Source organism: Lysobacter sp. GX 14042 (assembly GCF_021390425.1).
GTDB lineage: Bacteria > Pseudomonadota > Gammaproteobacteria > Xanthomonadales > Xanthomonadaceae > Novilysobacter.
The window spans coordinates 375773-395415 of sequence record NZ_JAJUWY010000002.1 but is presented as its reverse complement, the minus strand read 5'-3'; the positions used below and the strand labels follow the sequence as shown (position 1 = coordinate 395415).

The following is a 19643-nucleotide window of genomic DNA, read 5'->3' as shown; positions in this document are numbered from 1 at the left end:
TGTTCCTCGCCGGATGAGGGGCCGGCCACCCTGCCATCTGTGCCCGGCTAGAAGGCCACGGTCAAGCCGGCGACCGGCCCCTTGAACTCCTGCCGCAGGCCGAGCATGCCGTCCGAGCCGTACTTGTCCACGTCGAGGCGGAACCAGTCGTAGCCCACGTGCACGCCGAAGCGGTCGGTGAAGCGGTACTCGACGAGGGCGTTGGCGCGGCTGAGGTCGCCGTCGTAGTCGCCGAAGTCACCCCAGTCCGCATCCAGGTACTGGCCCTGCACGATGAGGCGCCAGCGGTCGGCCGGGCTGTAGGTCAGGCGCGTGCCCACCACCGGTGCAAAGCCGTCGGTCCTTTCGCGCGCGGACCACTCGTCGTCGCCGAGCGCCGCGTTCGCACGGGCCTCCATGCCGGCGTACGCCACGCCCAGCTGCAGGCCCCAGCTGACGGTGTCGGTCTCGACCACGGCGAAGTCGTAGGCCAGGCTGGCGATCTCGAACTCCACGTCGCTGCCGATGAAACTGCCGGCCGGGATCGTCTCGCCGCCGTAGCCGATGTCATCGGACAGCGTCCAGCGGCGGTCCTTGTCGTAGTTGAAGTAGTCGAACACCAGGCGGTGGCGCTCGGCAAAGCGGAACTGGCCGGACAGCCGCGGCACCACCTCGGTGCCGCCGAAATCGAAGTCCTCGCGGAAAGTGATGGGCTCGCCCTCGAACTCGCCATCGCCGCGGAGCTGGCTGTCGGCATCGGCCCACATGCCGCCGACGCGCAGCACCACGCGCTCCTCCTCGATGGCGTGGGCGGGCAGGGCGAGCATGACGGCGGCGCCGCCCAGTGCGAGGGTCATAAGGGTCTTGCGGAACATGTGCGGCTCCGTGGGGGAACGGGCTCCCATGAAGCCTTCCGCCGGGTCGCGCCGACGTGAATCGCCGCCCGTCCGCGGTTACCCCGTGCGGCGGAAGCGGTAGACCAGGGCGCCGACCAGCAGTGCCAGCAATCCGGCCAGCAGGTTCTCCACCCTTGCGCTGCTCAGCAGCCCCAGCGACAGCAACACGGCGAGCACCGGGATCAGTGGCCCGCCGGGCAGCCGCATCGCGCCGGGGGCGTCGCGGTGGCGCCGCTGCAGCACCAGCACCGACACCGCGGTGCCGATATAGGTCAGCAGCCGGGCCACCACCGACAGCAGCGCCAGCTGCACGAACGAGCCGGTCAGCGCCAGCAGCAGCGACAGCACGCCCAGGGTGAGCACCGCCGCCGCCGGGGTGCGGAAGCGCGGGTGGATGCGGGCCAGCCAGCGCGGACCGAAGCCGTCCATCGCCAGGGCGTGCAGGTAGCGGGGGCCCATCATGATCGTGTTGCTGTTGGTGCCCAGGATCGACACCGTCGCGCCCACGGTCAGCACCAGCGCCAGCCAGCCGCCGCCGAACAGTGCCGCCGCATCGGCCAGCGGCGTCTGCGACTGCCCCAGGCCGGGCAGGGTGCCCAGGGCCACCCACTGGACCGCGAAGTAGATCAGGGTGACCGTGGTGATCATCGCCAGCAGCGCGAACGGCACGTCGCGGCGCGGATTGCGGTACTCGCCGGCGGCCGCCGGCAGGTTCTCGAAACCGGCGTAGGCGAACAGCAACAGCAGCGCCGCCTCGCCCAAGTCGCGGACCGGGATCGGCCCGGGTACCGGCGCCATGATCGACATGTCCACGTACATCGCGCCGATGCCGATGAACATCGCCAGCGGCAGCAGCTTGGCGATCGCCAGGAACACGCCGGTACGCGCCGCCGCGCGCACCCCGACGATGTTGACGCCGACCAGGAAGGCCAACGAGCCGACCACGATCGCGATCCGTACCGCGCCGCCCGCGGCTCCCGGCCAGAAATGGGTCACCGCCTCGGCCAGGCCATTGCTGAGTGCGGCGGCGCTGGCGATGCGGGTCAGGAACAGCATCCAGCCGACCTGGAAGCCCAGGAACGGGCCGAACGCCTCGCGCGCATACAGGTAACCGCCGCCGGGCTGGTCGAAGTAACTCGATGCCTGGGCATAGCACAGCACCAGCAGCGCGACCGCCGCTCCGGCCAGCAGCACCGCCCACAGGCTGGCCGGGCCCAGCAGCAGGGCCGCGGCGGCTGGCAGCAGGTAGATGCCGCTGCCGATGACGTCGTTGATCGCCAGGCCGAACAGCTGCCAGCGGCCAACGGCCCGGCGAAGGGTCGGAGCGTCGTTCGGGCCTGCAGTGTCGATCCCGGCCATGTGTTCTCCCCACCCCTGTGTCGACCCGGCAGAGTGCATGATCGTCACCCCAGCGTCCATCCGGACGAGGTCCAGCCCGCGGCCCCGCCCCAACCAGGAGTTCCGATGCCCGTACCCGGTCCCGACGCCCCGGAGTCCCTGCCGTCGCCGGCATGGACCGCACGCGGGATGCTGCGCAGCATGTGCGGGTTGCGGCCACAGGCACGCTCGCGGTTCGTGTTCTCCTCCCGTGCCGCGCTGTGCCTGGGCATGCCGGTACTGGCAGGCTGGCTTGCGGGTGACCTGCAGGCCGGCATGATGGCGGCCACCGGCGGCTTCACCGGCCTGTACGGGCGCGGCCGTCCGTATCCCAGCCGGGCGATGGAACTGGCCATCATCGCGCTGGCCTTCGCGCTGTCGGTCGCGGTCGGCATCGCGGTATCGGCCACGCACTGGGCGGTGGTGCCCACGGTCGCGCTGATCGCGATGGTCGCGACCTGGCTGGGCAACGCGCTGAAGATCGGTCCGCCGGGCCCGTACATGTTCCTGCTGGCCTGCGCGGCGGCGGCCGCGATGCCGGCCGACCATCTCGATCCGGCCAGGGCATTCGGCCTGGTGCTGTGCGGTGGCGCGTTCGCCTGGTTGATGCAGATGTCCGGCGTGCTGGTGCGCCCGCGGGGGCCGGAGCAGCGGGCGGTCGCCAGCGCCGCGGCCCGCGTCGCCGGCTACATCGAGGCGATCGGTTCCCCACTCGCCGGCGCGGAACGCCAGCTTGCGGCGCAGGCACTCAACGAGGCATGGCACGCGCTGGTCCGCTACCAGCCGGCCCGGAGCGTGCCGGGCGGCGCGCTGGCCGGGTTGCGCCAGCGTGCGCGCGGCTTGAACGTACTGTTTGCGGAGGCGATGGAGGCCGCCGCCGGCGGCACGCCGCTGTCCGGCGATGCGCCGGCCCGTGCACGCCGGCTGGGCGACCTGGCGGTCGAGCCGCCCGCCATCGAGGCGGCAGTTGCCCGCGGCGAGGTCCCACTGGGCCAACCAGGCGCGCTGGCAGCGCTGCGCGAGTCGCTCCGGCTGCGCTCGATGTCGACCCTGGTGGTGGGCCGGGTCGGGCTGGCCGCACTGCTGGCCGGCGCCGTCGGCGCGCTGCTGGACCTGGAGCGCGCCTACTGGGCGGTGGCCGCGGCGGTGCTGATGCTGCACCAGGGCATGGAATGGTTCCGGCTGGTCCAGCGCAGCATCGAACGCCTGGCCGGGACCTGGGCCGGCCTGCTGCTGGCCGCGGCGGTGTTGTGGTTCCAGCCGCAGGGCCTGTGGCTGGTGGCGTTGATCATGCTGTTGCAGTTCACCGTGGAGATGCTGGTGCTGCGCAACTACGCACTGGCGGTGATCTTCATCACCGGCGCCGGCATGACCCTGGCGACCGGGGGGCTGCCAGTGCCCGACCTGGGCAGCTACCTGCTGGCACGCGGCGTGGATACCGCGGTGGGCTGCGCGGTGGCGCTGCTGGTGTTCCGCCTGGCGTGGCCGCAGGCCTCGGCGGCGCTGATCCCGGAACAGCTTTCGCGGACCCTGGCGGCCACCGATGCCGTGGTGGAGCACCTGGCGGCGGGGGACGTCACCAGCCCCGCGGCGCGCGAGGCGCGGAGCGAGCTGCAGCACCGCGGCTTCGCCTTGTCGAAGGCCTACGACACTGCGACGGCCGCCACCCGCCGGCCGAGGATGTCGGCCGAGCGGATGTGGCCGGCGATCGCCGCCACCGAGCAGCTCGCGTTCCGGATACTGGGTTCGTGCTGGGCAATCGAGCGCCTCGACCGGGAAGCGGCGCGCGCGAGGGCCGGCTCGATGTTCGGCGAAGGCGGGCTGCAGGCGTTGCGGACCGCGCTGGAGCAGGCCGCGGCAGCGGCGGACGGCGGCCCGGCGCCGCAGGCGACCGCGCGGCTGCCCGGCTTCGTCGAGGCCGAGGTCGCGGACCTGTGCCGCAGCCTGCGCGGTTGATTCGGCTTGCGCCGGCTTGCATCGGGAGCCACGCAGGGCACTATCCAGGGTTTCCCGGAATGAAACACCACCATGTCGGAATCCAGCGGCCGTCCCGGCCGGGTGCCAGCGTGCCGGTCGGGCGCGGCATGAAGCGCCTGCGTCCTGCCGCCGCCCTGTTCGCCGCGGTGCTGCTGGCCGCCTGTGCCAGCGCGCCGGAACGCAACCCGGTTGCCCGGTGGGAGGGCTCGCCGAACCACAGCCCGCGCTGGGCGCGCGCGATCGTGTTGCACCACACGGCGATGGACAGCGCACAGGGGGCCATCCGCACCCTGCAGACCGGCAACTCGGGTGGGCCGGTCAGTGCGCACTACCTGATCGGCGATGACGGGGTGATCCACCAGCTGGTGGCCGACGGCGAGGCCGCGTGGCACGCCGGCAACAGCCGCTGGGCCGGCGTGGACGAGCTCAATGCCTGGTCGATCGGGATCGAGCTGGACAACGACGGGCGCGAGCCGTTCGCCCCGGCACAGGTCGACGCACTGCTGGTGCTGCTGGAGGAGCTGACCGTCCGCCTGCGCATTCCCCGGCACATGGTGCTGGGGCATTCGGACATCGCGCCCACCCGCAAGGACGATCCCAGCGTGCACTTCCCATGGAAGGTGCTGGCCGATGCCGGCTTCGGGCTGTGGCCACGCGAGCCGCTGCGGCCCGCGCCGCCGGGGTTCGATGCCTGGGTGGCGATGCGCCTGGTCGGCTACGACCTGCGCGACCCGGAAGCGGCCCTGGCTGCGTTCCACCGGCGCTTCCGCGGCAACGAGGCGCGCCACTGGCTGCCCGGCGATGCCGAGATCCTGTTCGACCTGCAGCAGCAACTGCTGGCATTGCCGGCGCAGGCACCCGCGCCACCGGCGCACTGACCCGGACGGTCGCGCTCACCGGCTCTCCACGCGGCTCGATCAACCCTGCAAGCCGGGCCAAAGGCAGTGGAGAAAGGCATGAACACCCGTACGCTCCTGGCGGCCGCGCTGGCCGCCCTGCTGTTCCCCTTCGTGGCACCCGCGCAGGAAACCACCGATCCGCCAGTCCGGGCCGGCCAGGACACCACCTCGCGGCAGCTCGAGCAGGCCACTGCGGAAGATCCGTGGGGCGAGGCCGAACTGCCACCCCCGGTCAACCCCGAGCCAGCGCCCGAGGACCCCCGCGTCCCGACCGCGGAGCAGCTCGAGCACCCGATGGCCACCCCGCCCGAACCCGATGTGCCGCCGCCGGACGTCGATCGCGCGCCGCTCGACCCGGCCGGACGCTGGGGCCAGCTGGATGCCGACGGTGACGGCCGGATCAGTGCCGAGGAAGGCCGCATCGACGCCGATTTCCACTCCAGCTTCGAGATGATGGATACCGACAGCGACGGATTCATCGACCACACCGAACTCGAGCGCTCCGGCAACACGGGCGGCGGCCGCGGGAACGATGCCGCGGATGAACCGACCCGCGGTGATGGCGACGGCCAGGCGGTCGACAGCGACGACCACACCGAAGGCGCCGGCAGCGATCCGGTGCCCGAGGAAGGCGACTGACCCGGAGCGGTGGGCCGGAGCAGCGCCCGGCCTGCCCGTCAGGTGCCGGGCAGAACTTCCGGCGTCGTGCCCTGGTCCTCCGGCGGTGGCGGCGGACCCAGGCGCAGCAGGCGCGCGCCCTCGCCATCCTCCAGTACCCAGATGGCACCCCCCGGCCCCTGCTCGACGGCGCGTATCCGCTGGCCGCCGAGGTCGATGCGCTCGGCTTCATGCGCCATGGTGCCGTCAAGCTCCACCCGGATCAGCGCCTCCGATGACAGCCCGGCGATGAACGCGTTCCCCCGCCACTGCGGAAACGCCTCGCCCTTGTAGACCAGCAGCGCGCCGGGCGAGATCACCGGGGTCCAGTCCAGCACCGGGGCGATGAACTCAGGGCGGGTGTCGTGGTCGGGGATCGGCCGCCCGTCGTAATGGTCACCATTGGAAACCAGCGGGTAGCCATAGTTGCCGCCACGTTCGATCAGGTTGAGCTCGTCGCCGCCCTTCGGTCCCATCTCGACCTCCCATAGCCGGCCCTCGGCATCGAAGTCGATTCCCAGCGGGTTGCGCAGCCCCAGTGCCCACACCTGGGCGGCGACCCCGCCCTGGTCGGCGAACGGATTGTCGGCGGGAGCGCTGCCGTCATCGTTGAGCCGCAGCAGCTTGCCGAGGCTCGACTCCATGTCCTGTGCCGGGTCGAATTTCTGCCGGTCGCCGGAGCTGATCCACAGGTGCCCGTCAGGGCCGAACAGCAGCCGGTGGGCGTAGTGGCCCTGGCCGCGGACCTTCGGCACCTGGCGCCAGATCACCTCCAGGTCCTCGAGCGCGGGCCCTTCGGGCCGGTCCACCAGCCGCGCCCGGGCCACCGCCGCACCACGGGTGTTGCCTTGCCCGGCTTCCGCATAGCTCAGGTAGACCAGCCGGTTGCCGGCGAAATCGGGGTGCAGCGCGACATCGCCCAGTCCGCCCTGGCCGCCGTAGGCCACCTCGGGCACGCTCGCGACCGCGGTGGCATGGCCGTCGGCATCGACCCGCTGCAGGGTGCCGGCCCTTTCGGTGACCAGCAGCGCGCCGTCCGGGAGGAAGGCCATTGCCCAGGGCTCCTGGAATACACCAGCCTCGTCGATCACATAGGGGCCTGCGGGCCCACTGGCGGCCTGCGGCGCGGGCGCGCTGTTGCCGGGTCCGCTGCTGCAGCCGGCCAGGATGGCGAGGCAGGTCGCGGCGAGCAGCCGCTGGTGCGGACGGAAAAACGTGGACATGGGATCAGCTCGCCGAGCAAGGGGCCTCGAACGGTAGCCGGACCGCACCAGCGCCGGCAATCTGCGGGCCTACCCGGTCGAGCACCCCGGCCGGCGCGTCGATTACCAGCAGGATCTCGCCGGCCTCGATGCGGCCTTCGAACCGCTGCCTGACCGGGTCGGGCAGCGAGGACCCCATCAGCGCCGCCGACCACGACCCCACCGCCGCGCCCGCCACCGTGGCCGCGGCGGCCCCTGCCAGGGTTACGCCCAACGGGGGAATGGCCACCGCGACTAGGCCGGCCAGCAGCCCGGCGCCGGCGCCCATGCCGGCGCCGCGGGCGGCCGCCGGTAGCATGTCGCTGTCGGCCTGCTTGCGGTTGTCCGGGACCGCGTCCAGCTCGATGTCCGAGCGCGCGACCAGGAGGATGTCGTCGTCATCGATGCCCGCGCTGCGCGCCGCGGCGATGGCGCGGCGGGCGGTAGGCAGGTCGGGGGTGGTGTACACGTGTCGGGTCCGCATCGAAGCCTCCTTCGTGGCGTGGTGTCTGCCGCATCGCACCCCCGCGAGCATCCGGCCCGCGCGGTGACCCGAAAGTGACGGGCGGGGTGCCGGTGCAGGTGAACGCAAGGCCGCGGTGTAGACGCGATGTTCATTTCCCGGCCGTCACCGTCTGCCCGTGCCGTCGGCTCCCCCGGGCCGCGGGCACCCCCAACAGACCAGAACGAGGACGTCCGATGAAGATCCGTTTCCGCAGCCTTTCCCCGGCCCTTGGCCTTGCAGCCGCCCTCGCGCTGGCGCCCACGGCATTCGCGCAGGATGCCGTCGACGCCGGCATCGAGACCACCGCCACCACCCAGGCACCGACCAGCTGGAACGACATCGATACCAATGGTGACGGCGTGATCAGTGCCGAGGAGTCGGCGGCCACGCCGGCGCTGGCCGGGATCTTCGCCGAGGCCGACGCCAACGCCGACGGCGAGCTGACCGGCGAGGAGTACCGGGCGTTCGTCGCCGCCGGCCAGGCCGAAGCCGCGGCCGGCAGCACCGCCGCCGATGCCGGTGACGCGGTCTACGACGATGTGACCGGTGATGAGCCGACCGGCGAGGCGGATGCCGACGCCGGGGCCGACATCGAGGAGTAAGCCGGCGCCCGCCGGACTCCAACGGAGGGCGGCCCGCGGGCCGCCCTCCTTCGTTTCAGCAGTGGTTGGCCGATCGCCGTCATTCCCGCGGTGCCCTTCCGGAGCGATACTTCGCCCATGGGAGACATCGCGATGGTCGGCTTCGATGCCGACGACACCCTCTGGCGCAGCCAGGATTACTTCGACGAGGCGCAGCTGGAGTTCGAGGGCATCCTCACCGGCTACCTCGACCTGGACGACATGCAGGTCCGCCAGCGCCTGCACGAGGTCGAGGGCGGCAACATCGGCGTGTTCGGCTACGGCGTGAAGGGCATGACCCTGTCGATGATCGAGGCGGCGGTCGAGCTGACCGGCTCGCGCATCAGTGCCGCCGACATCGGCAAGGTGGTCGCGCTGGGCAAGCGCCTGCTCCAGCACCCGGTGGAACTGCTGCCGGGCGTGCGCGAGGCGGTGGAGGCGGTGGGGCGCCATTACCCGCTGGTGCTGATCACCAAGGGGGACCTGTTCCACCAGGAGGCGAAGGTCCGCCAGTGCGGCCTGGCCGGGCTGTTCCGGCGGATCGAGGTGGTCAGCGAAAAGGACCCCGGGACCTACGCCCGGCTGCTGGAGGAGTTCGGCCTGCCGGCCCGGCAGTTCGCGATGGTGGGCAACTCGGTGCGCTCGGACATCCTGCCGGTGCTCGATCTGGGCGGGTGGGCGGTGCACGTCCCCTACCACAGCACCTGGATCCACGAGCAGGCCACCACGCCGGATGCCGGGCACCAGCGCCTGTGCACGGTCGCCAATGCCGCCGAGGTGCCGGGCGCACTGGAGGCACTCGCGGCGCGGGCGTACGCACCGCCCGGCTGAAGGCGCGCCGGGCACGTTGCGGCATCGTTCATGCCGGCACGGGCATGTTCGGCCCGGACACCAACGGAGGGCCCGCCCATGCTCGCAACCCGATTGATCGCACCGGTCCTGGCCGTGGTACTGGGCGCGCTGGCGGTTTCCACGCCAGCGCCCGCCAGGGCCAGCGACGACCTCATCCGCGTCCTGGTCGATGTCGCCGATGTGGTCATGCGCGGCGACCAGGCCTATTACCGCCACGGTCGCTACGGCCACAACGACCGCCTGGTCGTGGTCCGCGACCACCACGGCCGTGCCAGCTACTACCGCCACGTGCCGCGCCAGTACCGCCGCGGCGGGCCGCCACACGGGGTGGCCCACGGCTATTACCGCAACGCCCCCGGCCGGGCCAACTGCAACAGCAACGGCAAGTGCAAGGTCACCTATTACGACCCGCGCAAGGACAGGAAGCGAAACCACAACAGTCGCAACAGCCGCGGCTGGTGACACCCGGAGGCCGGCCATGCGCCGGCCTCCGGCTTTCTGCGCTAGCCTGTCGCCCCTACCCGAGCGGAGCACACCGGATGCGTGGAATCCTCGTTGCCGCCCTCCCGGGCCTGCTGGTTGCAGGCCTTGCCCTCGCCCCGGCCCATGTCCTGGCCGACACTCCCCTGGACTGCCAGTTGCGCTATGACCTGTCGGGCTGGTCGGCGTTCTACAAGACCGCTTCGGGCACCGGCACCGTCAGCTGCAGCAACGGCCAGTCGATGAACGTGAAGATCCGTGCCAAGGGCGGCGGCATCAGCTTCGGCAAGACCCGGATCGTGGACGGGCGCGGCGAGTTCTCCGGCGTGCGTGGTCTTGACGAGGTGCTCGGTGCCTACGTCACGGCCGAGGCCCACGCCGGCGCCACCCGCAGCGCGGGCGCGCAGGTCATGACCAAGGGCGAGGTCTCCCTGGCGCTGGCGGGCAAGGGCGAGGGATGGAGCCTGGGTGTCGCGTTCGGCAAGTTCGTGATCGAACGCTGAGCCAGTTTGAACGCAGGCCCTGCGCGGAAGGGCCTGGCGTCCCGGTTTCAGAGGGGGTTAACCCGGACTGGCCAACGATGGCGGGCCCGAAGCTGTTGCTTCCCCGGAGCCCCGGATGTCCTACACGATCGCGCCTGCCACCCGTGGCGTCACCCGCCGCATGATCGCGCTGGCCACCGGCCTGGCGACCCTGCTGGGTACCGGCCAGGCGGTCGCACAGGACTACGCCTTCGGATGGAACCCACGCACCGGGGACGGGTGGATCGACACCTGGCTGGGCGACGTGAACCGGTACGGTGCCCGTTACCGCGCGCCCTTCATCGACGAGATGGTCCGCTACCACGCTGCCCCCCGCGCGCTGGTGGTGGAACTGCTGGACGCGCGCTGGGCTCCGGGCGACATCTACTACGCCTGTGCCGTCGCCAAGATCGTCGGCCGCCCGTGCCGCCACGTGGTCGGCGAATGGGAGCGCAACCACGGCGAAGGCTGGGGCGCGCTCGCCAGGCAACTGGGGATCACGCCGGGTTCCAACGGCTTCCACCGCCTCAAGCGCGGCTTCGTTCCGACCTACGACCGCTGGTCACGGCCGATCTACATCGATGGCGACATGCGCGACGAATACCCCGGGCGCAAGCTGATGCCCGAGCCCGCACGCGCGCAATCCGCCAGCGGCCGGCGCCAGGCGCGGCAGCCGTCCCGCCGCGTCAACGGGGGCTGACGGCGCCTCCGCCGGTACAATCCGGCGATGGGAAATCCGCTGTATCCGCAAGAGCAGGCGCGTTACGACGCCTCCCTGCGCCTGTCCGTGGCCCCGATGATGGACTGGACCGACAGCCATTGCCGGGTGTTCCACCGCATCCTGGCGCCACACGCGCGCCTGTATACCGAAATGGTCCACGCCAACGCGGTGATCCACGGTGACCGTGCCCGGCTGCTGGCGATGGACCCGACCGAGCACCCGCTGGCCCTGCAACTGGGCGGAAGCGAGCCGGCGCTGCTGGCGCAGGCGGCGCGGATCGGCGCCGAACTGGGGCACGACGAGGTCAACCTCAACTGCGGCTGTCCCTCCGACCGGGTGCAGGCCGGGCGCTTCGGTGCCTGCCTGATGCGCGAGCCGGCGCTGGTGGCCGAGTGCGTGGCGGCGATGATCGCCGGGTGCGACGTGCCGGTGACCGTGAAGTGCCGGCTGGGCGTGGACGATGACGACGAGTACGGGCGCTTCCGCGGCTTCATCGACACGGTGGCCGAAGCGGGGTGCCGGACCTTCATCGTGCATGCGCGCAATGCCTGGCTGCAGGGGCTCAGCCCGAAGGAGAACCGCGACATCCCGCCGCTGCGCCGCGACTGGGCCTGGCGGCTCAGGCGCGAGCGCCCGTACCTGCAGGTGGTCGTCAACGGCGGCATCGCCGATGCCGATACCGCCACCGCCCAGCTGGCCCACGTCGACGGGGTGATGCTCGGCCGCGCCGCCTACCACACGCCCTACCTGCTGCACGAACTGGACTGTGCCTGGTACGGGGTTGCGCCGCGGCCGCGCGCCGAGCTGCTGCGGGCAATGCGTCCCTACGTGGAAGGAGTGCTGGCCCGCGGCGGGCAACTCAAGCACATCACCCGCCACGTGCTGGGTCTGTTCGCCGGCCAGCGTGGCGGGCGGGCCTTCCGCCAGGTGCTCAGCGAGGGTGCGCACCGGCACGGCGCGGACTGGTCGCTGGTCGAGCGGGCACTGGAGCCGACCGGCTGAAACAGCCGTGGGGCAGACACGGCGGACGCGCAGTGCGAGACTGAACGCGACAACGCCGTGAAGAAAAAGTTCAGATCGGATTCACCGCAGCGTTCCAATCATGGAATGCCGCTCACGACCGGTCGCCTGCCCAGCCCATGTCCGTCCGCTCCTCCACCTGTGCCGCATCCCTGCTGGTGGTGCTCATCGCCACCACGGCGAGCGGCGATGCGTGGGCGCAGCGGACCCGCGACAAGGCCCGGGAGTCGCATCGCGACCTCGCCCGGCGCCCGCCGCCGGCGCGGGCCACCGAGCCCCGCGGGCACGCCAGCGAGCGACAGGCCCTGTCGGACGCCGTCCGGCGGGTGGAGCGGCGCACCGGGGGCCAGGTGCTGAGCGCCGAGATGGTGCCGTACGAAGGCCGCGACATCAGCCGGATCAAGGTCGTCGATTCCAGTGGCCGGGTCCGGGTGTACCTGGACGACCCCGCCAGCAACCACGGCGCACGCCGTATACGCAGCGACGACAACTGACGCGCCACCCTTCGGGTAGGATCCCTGTTCAGGGAATTCATCTGCACGTATCCGAGGAGTGACCATGCGTATCCTGCTGGTGGAAGACGAGGCCCCGCTGCGCGAGACGCTCGCCGCACGGCTCAAGCGCGAAGGATTCGCCGTGGACGCGGCCCAGGACGGCGAAGAAGGCCTCTACATGGGGCGCGAGGTGCCGTTCGACCTGGGCATCATCGATCTCGGGCTGCCGAAGATGTCGGGCATGGAGCTGATCCGCGCCCTGCGCGACGAGGACAAGAGCTTCCCGATCCTGATCCTGACTGCCCGTTCCAGCTGGCAGGACAAGGTCGAGGGGCTGAAACAGGGCGCCGACGACTACCTGGTCAAGCCGTTCCACGTCGAGGAGCTGCTGGCGCGCATCAACGCGCTGGTGCGGCGTGCGGCGGGCTGGAGCAAGCCGACCTTGGAATGCGGGCCGGTCACGCTTGACCTGGCGGCGCAGACCGTCAGCGTGCACGGCCAGAACGTCGACCTGACCAGCTACGAGTACAAGGTGCTCGAGTACCTGATGATGCACGCCGGCGAGCTGGTCTCGAAGGCCGACCTGACCGAGCACATCTACCAGCAGGACTTCGACCGCGACTCCAACGTGCTGGAAGTCTTCATCGGAAGGCTGCGCAAGAAGCTCGACCCGGACGGCACCCTCAAGCCGATCGAGACCGTGCGCGGGCGCGGTTACCGCTTCGCCATCCCCCGCAGCGGCGAATAGGCGCCGGCGCAACGCGCGCCGGCCGCTCGCACCGGCCGGCGCGAGCCGCTAACCTGCCGTCATGTCGATCATGAACTGGGGCCGCCCGCGCTCGCTGCAGGCGCGCCAGGTGATGGCTGCCAGCATCGGCCTGGTGGCCTTCCTGGCGTTGGCCGGCGTGGCCCTCGACCGCGCCTTCCTGGAAACCGCCGAGAACAACCTCTACCAGCGCATGCGCAGCTTCGCGCTGGCCTACGCCGACAGCGACTTCGCCCGCGACGGCACCTTCATTCCTCCCTATGCCACCCCCGACCCGCGGTTCGACCGTCCGGGCAGCGGCCTGTACGCCGAGGTCGTGCTGGCCGACCAGAGCTGGGCCTCGGCCTCCTCGGTCGGGCCCTTGCTGCCCGACGGCGAGATGCTGGCGGTGGGGCAGGAGGTGTTCGACGGGCCACTGGAGATCGTCGAGCTCAACGGCGAGCCCGGCGAGGCCTACCGCTATGGCCGCGGCCTGATCTGGGCCGGCACCGACGTGGACGAGGGCGAGATGCCGTATACCGTCTACATCCTGGAGGACACCGCCGCGCTGAGCCGCCAGGTGGAGGTCTTCCGCGCCGCGCTGTGGCGTTACCTGGGCGGTGCCGGGGTGATCCTGCTGCTGGGCCAGGTGCTGATCCTGCGCTGGAGCCTGCGCCCGCTGCGGCGGGTGATCTGGGAACTCAAGCGGGTGCAGCGTGGCGATGCCTCGCGGATGAGCGAGCGCCACCCGCGTGAGCTCGAACCGCTCGCCGAAAGCATCAACGCCTTCATCGAGAGCGAGCGCGAGAACCTCGACCGCCAGCGCAACACGCTGGCCGACCTGGCCCACAGCCTGAAGACGCCGCTGGCGGTGCTGCGCACCCGGCTGGACGCGGGTACCTCGGAGGGCGAGCTGCGCAAGGAGGTCGACGTCCAGCTGCAGCGCATGACCGAGCTGGTGTCCTATCAGCTCGCCCGGGCGGCATCCGGGGGCCACGCGCTGTTCTCGGCCCCGGTGGACATCGAGCCGGAGGCCGAGTCGCTGGTGAAGAGCCTGGAGAAGGTCTACGCCGGCAAGGGCGTGCTGTGCGAGTTCGACCTGGCCGGGGGCGTGCAGTTCCATGGCGAGCGCGGCGACCTGCAGGAGCTGCTCGGCAACCTGTTGGAGAACGCGTTCAAATGGTCCTCCTCGCGGGTGCTGCTGACCGCGCGACCGGGCGAGGCCGCAGCCGACCGTCGCCCGGGACTGGTGCTGGTGGTCGAGGATGACGGGCCGGGCATCGATGCCGACAAGGTGGCCACGGTGCTGCAGCGTGGCGTGCGCGGGGACGAGCGCGTGCATGGCCACGGCATCGGCCTGGCAATCGTCCAGGACATCATCCGCGCCTATCGCGGCACGCTCGATGTCGGGCGCTCCGGCGAGCTGGGCGGTGCCCGCTTCGAGGTGCAGCTGCCCTCGCGGCTTTAGCCGGCCGGGTGCGGCCCGAAGGGCGGCGGGCCGTACAGCCGCTCCAGGTGGTGGGCAACTGCCGGCAGCGCGGCGCGCAGCGTGGCCGGGTCGCTGAAGTGGTACTCGGTGGCGACGGCGAAGAACTCCTCCTCCGCCTCCGCGGCGTAGGGGTCGATCGCGGTCGCCGCTCCGGCATCCACCTGCCGGCAAAAATCCTCGAATGCGGCCTGGAAGTCACGGGCCCATTCGCGCTGCCAGTCCCGCGGCAGCGGCGGGGTGCCGTCCATGGCCCCGTCGAGCACGTCGAGCTTGTGCGCCATCTCGTGCGCGGCCACGCAGAAACCGGCGTGCGGGTCCGCGCAGTCGGCCAGCACGTCGGCCCATGACAGCACCAGCGGGCCGGCTTCCCAGGCCTCGCCGATCAGTTCGTCGTGCCACTCGTGCAGCACCCCGGCGGCGTCCACATGGCTGCGCTGCACGCGGAACGCCTCGGGGTAGACCAGCAACTGCGACCAGCCATGCAGGCCTTCCTCCCCGAACTCCAGCAGCGGCAGGCAACACAGCGCGGCCAGCAGGCAGCGCTGGGATCCGTCGAGTTCCAGGCCGTCCAGCGGGGTGATCGACTTGCGCTGCAGGAACAGCCCGGCCAGTCCGCGCAGGCGGTCCCGGCGTGCCGGTGGCAGCGCCGCCAGCCAGGGTCCCTGCTGGCAGGCGTCGGCCCAGACGGAGTCGGGAACAGGTGCCGGGCGCCCGCGCAGCCGGCGCAGCAGTGCGCGCAATGCGCCGGTCAGCGCAGCATGCCGGGCAGGAAGCTGCGCCAGCTTGGCGCAGGCAGCTGCTCGGTGACCTCGCCGCCGCCGCCCTGGAGGACTGGCGTCGCGCGGGCTTCACGCATCCCGGTGGACGCTTCGGCGCTGCCCGACGCGGATCCTTCGCTGGCGACCCCGGTGCTGCGGGCTTCCGGGCAATCGCTGCCATCGGGCACGGCCGGGGCATTGGCCGCCAGCGCGGTACCGGGAAGCAACAGCAGCAGGCTGAGGATCGTTCGGCTCATGCTGACCACCCTTGACAAGTCCTTGACTATAACGCGAACGCGCCGCGCGGGTTGACCGGGCCACCGGCGGCACGACGCCGGCCCGTGCAAGACCCGGCCAGCCCGGGCATGCTCTGGCGTCCCACGCCCGCGACGTCCCGCCATGGCCGACCCGCTCGACAGTGACCTGATCCTCGCCCGCCTCGGGCCCGCCGTCCGGGCCCGCATGGCGTCCCTGGACGTGCAGCCGCAGGTGGACTCCACCAACGCCGAGCTGTTGCGCCGACCGATGCCCGAGGGTGGGCTGGCCGCGGTGCTGCTGGCCGACAGCCAGCAGGCCGGGCGCGGACGGCGCGGCAAGGACTGGGCGTCGCCTCCCGGGGGCAACCTGTACCTGTCGCTCGCGCGTGGCTTCCCCGGCGGACTCGCCCGGCTGGAGGGACTCAGCCTGGTGGCCGGGATCGCCGCGGCAGAGGCGCTGCATGCGCTGGGCTACCAGGAGGTGCGCCTGAAGTGGCCCAACGACCTGGTGGTTGCCGGGCACGGCGGGAGAAGCGGCGGGTTGCGCAAGCTGGGCGGGCTGCTGGTCGAGGGCGCCGGTGCCGGTACCGGCCAGGTACGCGCGGTGCTGGGCATCGGGATCAACGTGCGGATGCCGCCGCTGGAGGAAGTGATCGACCAGCCCTGGATCGACCTGGCCACGCTCAGCGGGCGTGCGCCGGCACGCAGTGACCTGGCGGCCGCGGTGCTCGGGCACTGGATAGAGGCGCTGGACGTGCTGGACCGCGACGGGTTCGCCGGATTCCTGCCCCGGTTCCGCGCGCTGGATGCGCTGGGCGGCCGGGCGGTCGAGCTGCACCTGGCGGGTGGGGCGGTGGCCGGACACGCATGTGGGCTCGCGGCCAACGGAGCCCTGCTCGTGCGGCTGGAGGACGGTACCGAGCGTGCCTTCCACTCCGGCGAGGTCAGTGTGCGCCAGGGTCCGGTCGATGTCTGAGTGGCTGTTCGACCTGGGCAACACCCGCCTGAAGGCGGCGCCCCTGCGGCCCGACGGCGGCGTCGGCGAGGTGATCGCCCTGGACCATCACGACGACGGTTTCGAGGCCGCGCTTGGCGATGTCCTGCCGGCTCGCCTGGAGGCCGCCTTCGTCGCCGCGGTGACCGGGCCGGAAACGCGGCTGCGGCTGGCCCGGGCGCTGGGCGGGCGCTGCGGGCGGATCAGCTTCGCCGCCAGCGCCGCTCGCCTGGGCCGGCTGGTGGTGGGCTACCCGCGGCCGGAGCGGATGGGCGTGGACCGGTTCCTGGCCCTGCTTGCCGCCAGCAGCGATGGCGGTGGGCCGGCGCTGGTGTGCGGGGTGGGGACGGCGCTGACCGTGGACCTGCTCGATGCCGGGGGGCGGCACCTGGGCGGTCGGATCGCACCGTCGCCGGAGTTGATGCGGCAGGTCCTGCACCAGCGTGCCGCGCATCTGCCGACGCAGGGCGGCCAGTACGGCGTTTTCGCCACCGATACCGCCGACGCGCTGGCGTCGGGCTGCCAGGGCGCCGCGGTGGCGCTGGTCGAACAGAGCATGGCCGAGGCCGTCCGGCGCCTGGAAGGGACCCCGCGGCTGCTGCTCCATGGCGGTGGCGCGGCCGCGCTGCAGCCCCGGCTGTCCGGGGCGCGTCCGCGTCCGCTGCTGGTGCTGGAGGGGCTGGCCCAATGGGCACGGATGCAGTCCGCGCAGTGACGGCGCCGCCTACAATCGCCCCATGCTGACGCGCGCACTTCTGGTCCTGCTGCTGGTGCTCAACCTCGGGGTCGCCCTGTGGTGGCTGGCGCGACCGGCCGTGGTCGCCGGCGGGCACGATGCGGCGGTCGGCAACGCGCCGCTGCTCGAACTGGTGGACCGCTCCGCCAGCGTGGATGGCCTGGTGGCGGGCAGCGCGACCGGCACGCCCGACTCCCCGGGCGGGGTGCCCGAGCCGGGCGCCACGCCGGAAACCTGCCACCGCTTCGGCCCGTTTCCGGACGCCGACATGGCCGCGGGCGCGCTGGCGCGCCTGGAGCCACGGGTGGTGGTCGCCCGGCTGCGCCGCGAATGGCCCGGCGCCGGCGACAGCTGGCGGGTCTACCTGCAGGCGCCGGGCGTGGAGGCCGCGGAGGAAGCGGCGCAGCGTATCGCCGGGGCCGGGTTCGACGACTACTACGTGGTGCGCGAGGGCGCGGACGCGGGCATCGTCGCCCTGGGCCTGTACCGCGCCCGGGCACGCGCCGACGCCCGGGCCGACAGCCTGCGCAAGGCCGGGTTCACCGTGCAGGTGGAGCCGGTCGGGGGCGGCGACCCCGAGTACTGGGTCGAGGTCGCCGCGGCTGCCGGCTTCGACCCAGGCTCCACGGCTGCCGCGGTGGCGGCGCCCGGGGTGGAGGCGCGCAGCTGCGAGGGCCTGGTTCCGGTGGACCCGGCCGGGGCGCGTTAGAATCGGACGTTTCCCGCCGGCTTAGCTCAGTTGGTAGAGCAACCGCCTTGTAAGCGGTAGGTCGTCAGTTCAAGTCTGACAGCCGGCACCAGAGTCAAGGAGTCCGACCATGCCCCGCAACTATCCACCCGTATCCCTGATAGGCGTCCCGACCGATGTCGGCGCAGGCGAGCGGGGCGCGCGGATGGGCCCGGAGGCGCTGCGCATTGCAGGCCTGCTGGAGGCCCTGCAGGCCCGGGGGCTCGAGGTCGCCGACCGCGGCAACGTCGCCGGCCCGGCCAACCCGTGGCACGGGCCGGTCAACGGTTACCGACACCTGCCGGAAGTGGCCGAGTGGAACCGCCTGACGATGGAGGCGGTGTACGCGGAACTGTCCGGGGGACGCATCCCGATCATGCTCGGGGGCGACCATTGCCTGGGCCTGGGGTCGATCACCGGGGTGGCGAGATACTGCCGCGAGCAGGGCAAGAAGCTGCGGGTGCTGTGGCTGGATGCGCACACCGACTTCAACAGCGCCGACGCCACCCCGTCGGGCAACATCCACGGCATGCCGGTGGCCTGCCTGTGCGGCATCGGCCCGCGGGAGCTCACCCACCTCGCCGGCGAGTCCCCGATGATCGAGCCGGCGCAGGTGCGCCAGATCGGCATCCGTTCGGTCGACGAGGGCGAGAAGCGCATGGTCCGCGACCACGGGCTGCCGGTATTCGACATGCGCTACATCGACGAGGTCGGCATGCGCCGGGTGATGGAGGAGGCGCTGGCGGACATGGACGCCGACACCCACCTGCACGTCAGCTTCGACGTCGACTTCCTGGACCCGTCGATTGCCCCCGGGGTGCCGACCACCGTGCCCGGCGGGCCGACCTACCGCGAAGCGCAGCTGGCGATGGAGATGATCTGCGACACCGGGCGGATGGGCTCGCTGGACATCGTCGAGCTCAACCCGATCCTGGACGTGGACAACAAGACCGCGCTCGTCGCCATCGACCTGGTCGAGAGCCTGTTCGGCAAGTCCACGCTGCTGCGCCGCTGAGCTGAACGCGGCATCCCCGGCGCGGCCATGTTGCACGCCGGCTTCACGACCCTCCACGCAATGATGCCGCCACGGCCGTGACCTGCGGCCACTGCCAACAGGCACATCGCCGACGAGGAGGAAGCCATGAAGCGTTTGACCACCCTGATGCTGCTGTCGCTGTTTTCGCTGGGACTGACCGCGTGCCACACCGTCGCCGGTGCCGGCAAGGACATGCAGTCGGCGGGCTCGACGATCGAGGACACCGCCGAGGATTGCCGCGACGGCAAGTGCTGAGCCTGCGCGACGCGTGGCTGGAAAGGGCCGGAGCGATCCGGCCCTTTTCTGTTCGGCGGGCCGGTGCGCGTGAAGACGGCGCTTAACGCGGTGACCACCGTGGATGAACACGGGCAGGGGCAGTCTGGGGCGGAAGGGACGAGCCTCGTCCCCAAACCAGGAGACGCGAATGAACACTGACATCATCGCCGGCAAGTGGAGCCAGGTTAAGGGCAAGGCGCAGGCGCGCTGGGGCGACCTGACCGACGACGTGTTCGATGTTGCCGAGGGCAACGCCGAATACCTGTCCGGCAAGCTCCAGGAGCGCTACGGCTGGAACCGCGAGCGCGCCGACGACGAAGTCCGCGAGTTCGGCCGCACGCTGGGCTGAGCGCACGCGAGGTTGTGAAGGAAGGCCCGGGCCAGTG

The 19643-nt window shown here is 71.7% G+C and carries 24 protein-coding genes and 1 tRNA gene; 19 read left to right on the top strand and 6 right to left on the bottom strand.

Features of this window, described 5'->3' with window-relative positions; genetic code table 11:
* Positions 1–47 precede the first annotated feature (47 nt).
* The gene (locus tag LY625_RS05255) at positions 48–854 is read right to left on the bottom strand and encodes a hypothetical protein (protein ID WP_233738059.1); all 807 of its coding nucleotides are present in this window, start codon (positions 852–854) and stop codon (positions 48–50) included.
* A gap of 78 nt (positions 855–932) precedes the next feature.
* Positions 933–2234, bottom strand: a complete 1302-nt coding sequence (locus LY625_RS05250) for an APC family permease (RefSeq protein WP_233738057.1) — start codon at positions 2232–2234, stop codon at positions 933–935.
* A 105-nt stretch (positions 2235–2339) separates the two neighbouring features.
* On the opposite strand from LY625_RS05250, the gene LY625_RS05245 reads away from it, so the two are divergent.
* The 3 genes from LY625_RS05245 to LY625_RS05235 all read left to right on the top strand — a co-directional run bounded on the left by LY625_RS05245 (position 2340) and on the right by LY625_RS05235 (position 5767).
* Positions 2340–4208 (top strand): FUSC family protein, encoded by a 1869-nt coding sequence (locus tag LY625_RS05245; protein ID WP_233738055.1) that lies wholly within the window; start codon positions 2340–2342, stop codon positions 4206–4208.
* Between the two features lie 59 nt (positions 4209–4267).
* Positions 4268–5107 (top strand): N-acetylmuramoyl-L-alanine amidase, encoded by an 840-nt coding sequence (locus LY625_RS05240; protein WP_233738054.1) that lies wholly within the window; start codon positions 4268–4270, stop codon positions 5105–5107.
* Between the two features lie 78 nt (positions 5108–5185).
* Positions 5186–5767 (top strand): hypothetical protein, encoded by a 582-nt coding sequence (locus tag LY625_RS05235; protein ID WP_233738053.1) that lies wholly within the window; start codon positions 5186–5188, stop codon positions 5765–5767.
* A 38-nt stretch (positions 5768–5805) separates the two neighbouring features.
* On the opposite strand, the gene LY625_RS05230 is transcribed toward LY625_RS05235, so the two are convergent.
* A complete protein-coding gene (locus LY625_RS05230) occupies positions 5806–7008 on the bottom strand; it encodes a PQQ-dependent sugar dehydrogenase (RefSeq protein ID WP_233738052.1) in 1203 nt (400 codons plus the stop codon).
* A 4-nt stretch (positions 7009–7012) separates the two neighbouring features.
* Positions 7013–7510 (bottom strand): hypothetical protein, encoded by a 498-nt coding sequence (locus LY625_RS05225; protein WP_233738051.1) that lies wholly within the window; start codon positions 7508–7510, stop codon positions 7013–7015.
* A gap of 215 nt (positions 7511–7725) precedes the next feature.
* Between LY625_RS05225 and LY625_RS05220 the strand changes: the two genes are divergently transcribed.
* The 9 genes from LY625_RS05220 to LY625_RS05180 all read left to right on the top strand — a co-directional run bounded on the left by LY625_RS05220 (position 7726) and on the right by LY625_RS05180 (position 14452).
* Complete coding sequence (locus LY625_RS05220) at positions 7726–8133, top strand: EF-hand domain-containing protein (RefSeq protein WP_233738050.1); 408 nt, start codon at positions 7726–7728, stop codon at positions 8131–8133.
* Between the two features lie 117 nt (positions 8134–8250).
* The gene (locus LY625_RS05215) at positions 8251–8982 is read left to right on the top strand and encodes an HAD family hydrolase (RefSeq protein ID WP_233738048.1); all 732 of its coding nucleotides are present in this window, start codon (positions 8251–8253) and stop codon (positions 8980–8982) included.
* Positions 8983–9060: 78 nt separating this feature from the next.
* A complete protein-coding gene (locus tag LY625_RS05210; protein ID WP_233738047.1) occupies positions 9061–9465 on the top strand; it encodes a hypothetical protein in 405 nt (134 codons plus the stop codon).
* 77 nt (positions 9466–9542) lie between these two features.
* Entirely contained in the window at positions 9543–9986 is a 444-nt protein-coding gene (locus tag LY625_RS05205; RefSeq protein ID WP_233738046.1) for a hypothetical protein, read from the top strand.
* Positions 9987–10101: 115 nt separating this feature from the next.
* Positions 10102–10704 carry a hypothetical protein gene (locus tag LY625_RS05200; RefSeq protein ID WP_233738044.1) on the top strand — a complete coding sequence of 201 codons (603 nt, stop codon included), beginning with the start codon at positions 10102–10104 and terminating at the stop codon, positions 10702–10704.
* Positions 10705–10731: 27 nt separating this feature from the next.
* Positions 10732–11727: a tRNA dihydrouridine(20/20a) synthase DusA gene (gene dusA / locus LY625_RS05195; protein WP_233738042.1), complete on the top strand. Its 996-nt coding sequence runs from the start codon at positions 10732–10734 to the stop codon at positions 11725–11727.
* A gap of 137 nt (positions 11728–11864) precedes the next feature.
* Positions 11865–12239, top strand: a complete 375-nt coding sequence (locus LY625_RS05190; protein WP_233738040.1) for a hypothetical protein — start codon at positions 11865–11867, stop codon at positions 12237–12239.
* 64 nt (positions 12240–12303) lie between these two features.
* Complete coding sequence (locus LY625_RS05185) at positions 12304–12987, top strand: response regulator transcription factor (RefSeq protein ID WP_233738039.1); 684 nt, start codon at positions 12304–12306, stop codon at positions 12985–12987.
* Positions 12988–13048: 61 nt separating this feature from the next.
* Positions 13049–14452, top strand: coding sequence for an ATP-binding protein (locus LY625_RS05180; RefSeq protein ID WP_233738037.1), 1404 nt, complete (start codon positions 13049–13051; stop codon positions 14450–14452).
* Here the strand turns inward: LY625_RS05180 and LY625_RS05175 are convergent.
* Both LY625_RS05175 and LY625_RS05170 read right to left on the bottom strand, forming a co-directional pair.
* Entirely contained in the window at positions 14449–15204 is a 756-nt protein-coding gene (locus LY625_RS05175) for a M90 family metallopeptidase (RefSeq protein WP_233738340.1), read from the bottom strand. The two genes, LY625_RS05180 and LY625_RS05175, sit on opposite strands and share 4 nt — an antisense overlap.
* Before the next feature lie 17 nt (positions 15205–15221).
* The gene (locus LY625_RS05170; protein ID WP_233738036.1) at positions 15222–15488 is read right to left on the bottom strand and encodes a hypothetical protein; all 267 of its coding nucleotides are present in this window, start codon (positions 15486–15488) and stop codon (positions 15222–15224) included.
* A 142-nt stretch (positions 15489–15630) separates the two neighbouring features.
* On the opposite strand from LY625_RS05170, the gene LY625_RS05165 reads away from it, so the two are divergent.
* From LY625_RS05165 to LY625_RS05135, 7 genes are all read left to right on the top strand, one after another.
* Positions 15631–16464 (top strand): biotin--[acetyl-CoA-carboxylase] ligase, encoded by an 834-nt coding sequence (locus LY625_RS05165; protein ID WP_233738035.1) that lies wholly within the window; start codon positions 15631–15633, stop codon positions 16462–16464.
* On the top strand, positions 16457–17197 hold the full coding sequence (locus LY625_RS05160) for a type III pantothenate kinase (protein WP_233738034.1): 741 nt from the start codon (positions 16457–16459) through the stop codon (positions 17195–17197). The genes LY625_RS05165 and LY625_RS05160 overlap by 8 nt, the downstream gene beginning before the upstream one ends.
* 22 nt (positions 17198–17219) lie before the next feature.
* Entirely contained in the window at positions 17220–17927 is a 708-nt protein-coding gene (locus LY625_RS05155; protein ID WP_233738033.1) for a hypothetical protein, read from the top strand.
* A gap of 15 nt (positions 17928–17942) precedes the next feature.
* Positions 17943–18018 (top strand) — tRNA-Thr (locus tag LY625_RS05150).
* Between the two features lie 18 nt (positions 18019–18036).
* Entirely contained in the window at positions 18037–18960 is a 924-nt protein-coding gene (rocF, locus tag LY625_RS05145; protein ID WP_233738031.1) for an arginase, read from the top strand.
* A gap of 126 nt (positions 18961–19086) precedes the next feature.
* Positions 19087–19236: an entericidin A/B family lipoprotein gene (locus tag LY625_RS05140; RefSeq protein ID WP_233738026.1), complete on the top strand. Its 150-nt coding sequence runs from the start codon at positions 19087–19089 to the stop codon at positions 19234–19236.
* A gap of 169 nt (positions 19237–19405) precedes the next feature.
* Entirely contained in the window at positions 19406–19606 is a 201-nt protein-coding gene (locus tag LY625_RS05135; RefSeq protein WP_233738024.1) for a CsbD family protein, read from the top strand.
* Positions 19607–19643 lie beyond the last annotated feature (37 nt).

Coding starts and splice junctions, on each gene's coding strand:
- LY625_RS05255 (WP_233738059.1), bottom strand. CDS start 854: ATGTTCCGCAAGACCCTTATGACCCTCGCACTGGGCGGCGCCGCCGTC.
- LY625_RS05250 (WP_233738057.1), bottom strand. CDS start 2,234: ATGGCCGGGATCGACACTGCAGGCCCGAACGACGCTCCGACCCTTCGC.
- LY625_RS05245 (WP_233738055.1), top strand. CDS start 2,340: ATGCCCGTACCCGGTCCCGACGCCCCGGAGTCCCTGCCGTCGCCGGCA.
- LY625_RS05240 (WP_233738054.1), top strand. CDS start 4,268: ATGAAACACCACCATGTCGGAATCCAGCGGCCGTCCCGGCCGGGTGCC.
- LY625_RS05235 (WP_233738053.1), top strand. CDS start 5,186: ATGAACACCCGTACGCTCCTGGCGGCCGCGCTGGCCGCCCTGCTGTTC.
- LY625_RS05230 (WP_233738052.1), bottom strand. CDS start 7,008: ATGTCCACGTTTTTCCGTCCGCACCAGCGGCTGCTCGCCGCGACCTGC.
- LY625_RS05225 (WP_233738051.1), bottom strand. CDS start 7,510: ATGCGGACCCGACACGTGTACACCACCCCCGACCTGCCTACCGCCCGC.
- LY625_RS05220 (WP_233738050.1), top strand. CDS start 7,726: ATGAAGATCCGTTTCCGCAGCCTTTCCCCGGCCCTTGGCCTTGCAGCC.
- LY625_RS05215 (WP_233738048.1), top strand. CDS start 8,251: ATGGGAGACATCGCGATGGTCGGCTTCGATGCCGACGACACCCTCTGG.
- LY625_RS05210 (WP_233738047.1), top strand. CDS start 9,061: ATGCTCGCAACCCGATTGATCGCACCGGTCCTGGCCGTGGTACTGGGC.
- LY625_RS05205 (WP_233738046.1), top strand. CDS start 9,543: ATGCGTGGAATCCTCGTTGCCGCCCTCCCGGGCCTGCTGGTTGCAGGC.
- LY625_RS05200 (WP_233738044.1), top strand. CDS start 10,102: ATGTCCTACACGATCGCGCCTGCCACCCGTGGCGTCACCCGCCGCATG.
- dusA (WP_233738042.1), top strand. CDS start 10,732: ATGGGAAATCCGCTGTATCCGCAAGAGCAGGCGCGTTACGACGCCTCC.
- LY625_RS05190 (WP_233738040.1), top strand. CDS start 11,865: ATGTCCGTCCGCTCCTCCACCTGTGCCGCATCCCTGCTGGTGGTGCTC.
- LY625_RS05185 (WP_233738039.1), top strand. CDS start 12,304: ATGCGTATCCTGCTGGTGGAAGACGAGGCCCCGCTGCGCGAGACGCTC.
- LY625_RS05180 (WP_233738037.1), top strand. CDS start 13,049: ATGTCGATCATGAACTGGGGCCGCCCGCGCTCGCTGCAGGCGCGCCAG.
- LY625_RS05170 (WP_233738036.1), bottom strand. CDS start 15,488: ATGAGCCGAACGATCCTCAGCCTGCTGCTGTTGCTTCCCGGTACCGCG.
- LY625_RS05165 (WP_233738035.1), top strand. CDS start 15,631: ATGGCCGACCCGCTCGACAGTGACCTGATCCTCGCCCGCCTCGGGCCC.
- LY625_RS05160 (WP_233738034.1), top strand. CDS start 16,457: ATGTCTGAGTGGCTGTTCGACCTGGGCAACACCCGCCTGAAGGCGGCG.
- LY625_RS05155 (WP_233738033.1), top strand. CDS start 17,220: ATGCTGACGCGCGCACTTCTGGTCCTGCTGCTGGTGCTCAACCTCGGG.
- rocF (WP_233738031.1), top strand. CDS start 18,037: ATGCCCCGCAACTATCCACCCGTATCCCTGATAGGCGTCCCGACCGAT.
- LY625_RS05140 (WP_233738026.1), top strand. CDS start 19,087: ATGAAGCGTTTGACCACCCTGATGCTGCTGTCGCTGTTTTCGCTGGGA.
- LY625_RS05135 (WP_233738024.1), top strand. CDS start 19,406: ATGAACACTGACATCATCGCCGGCAAGTGGAGCCAGGTTAAGGGCAAG.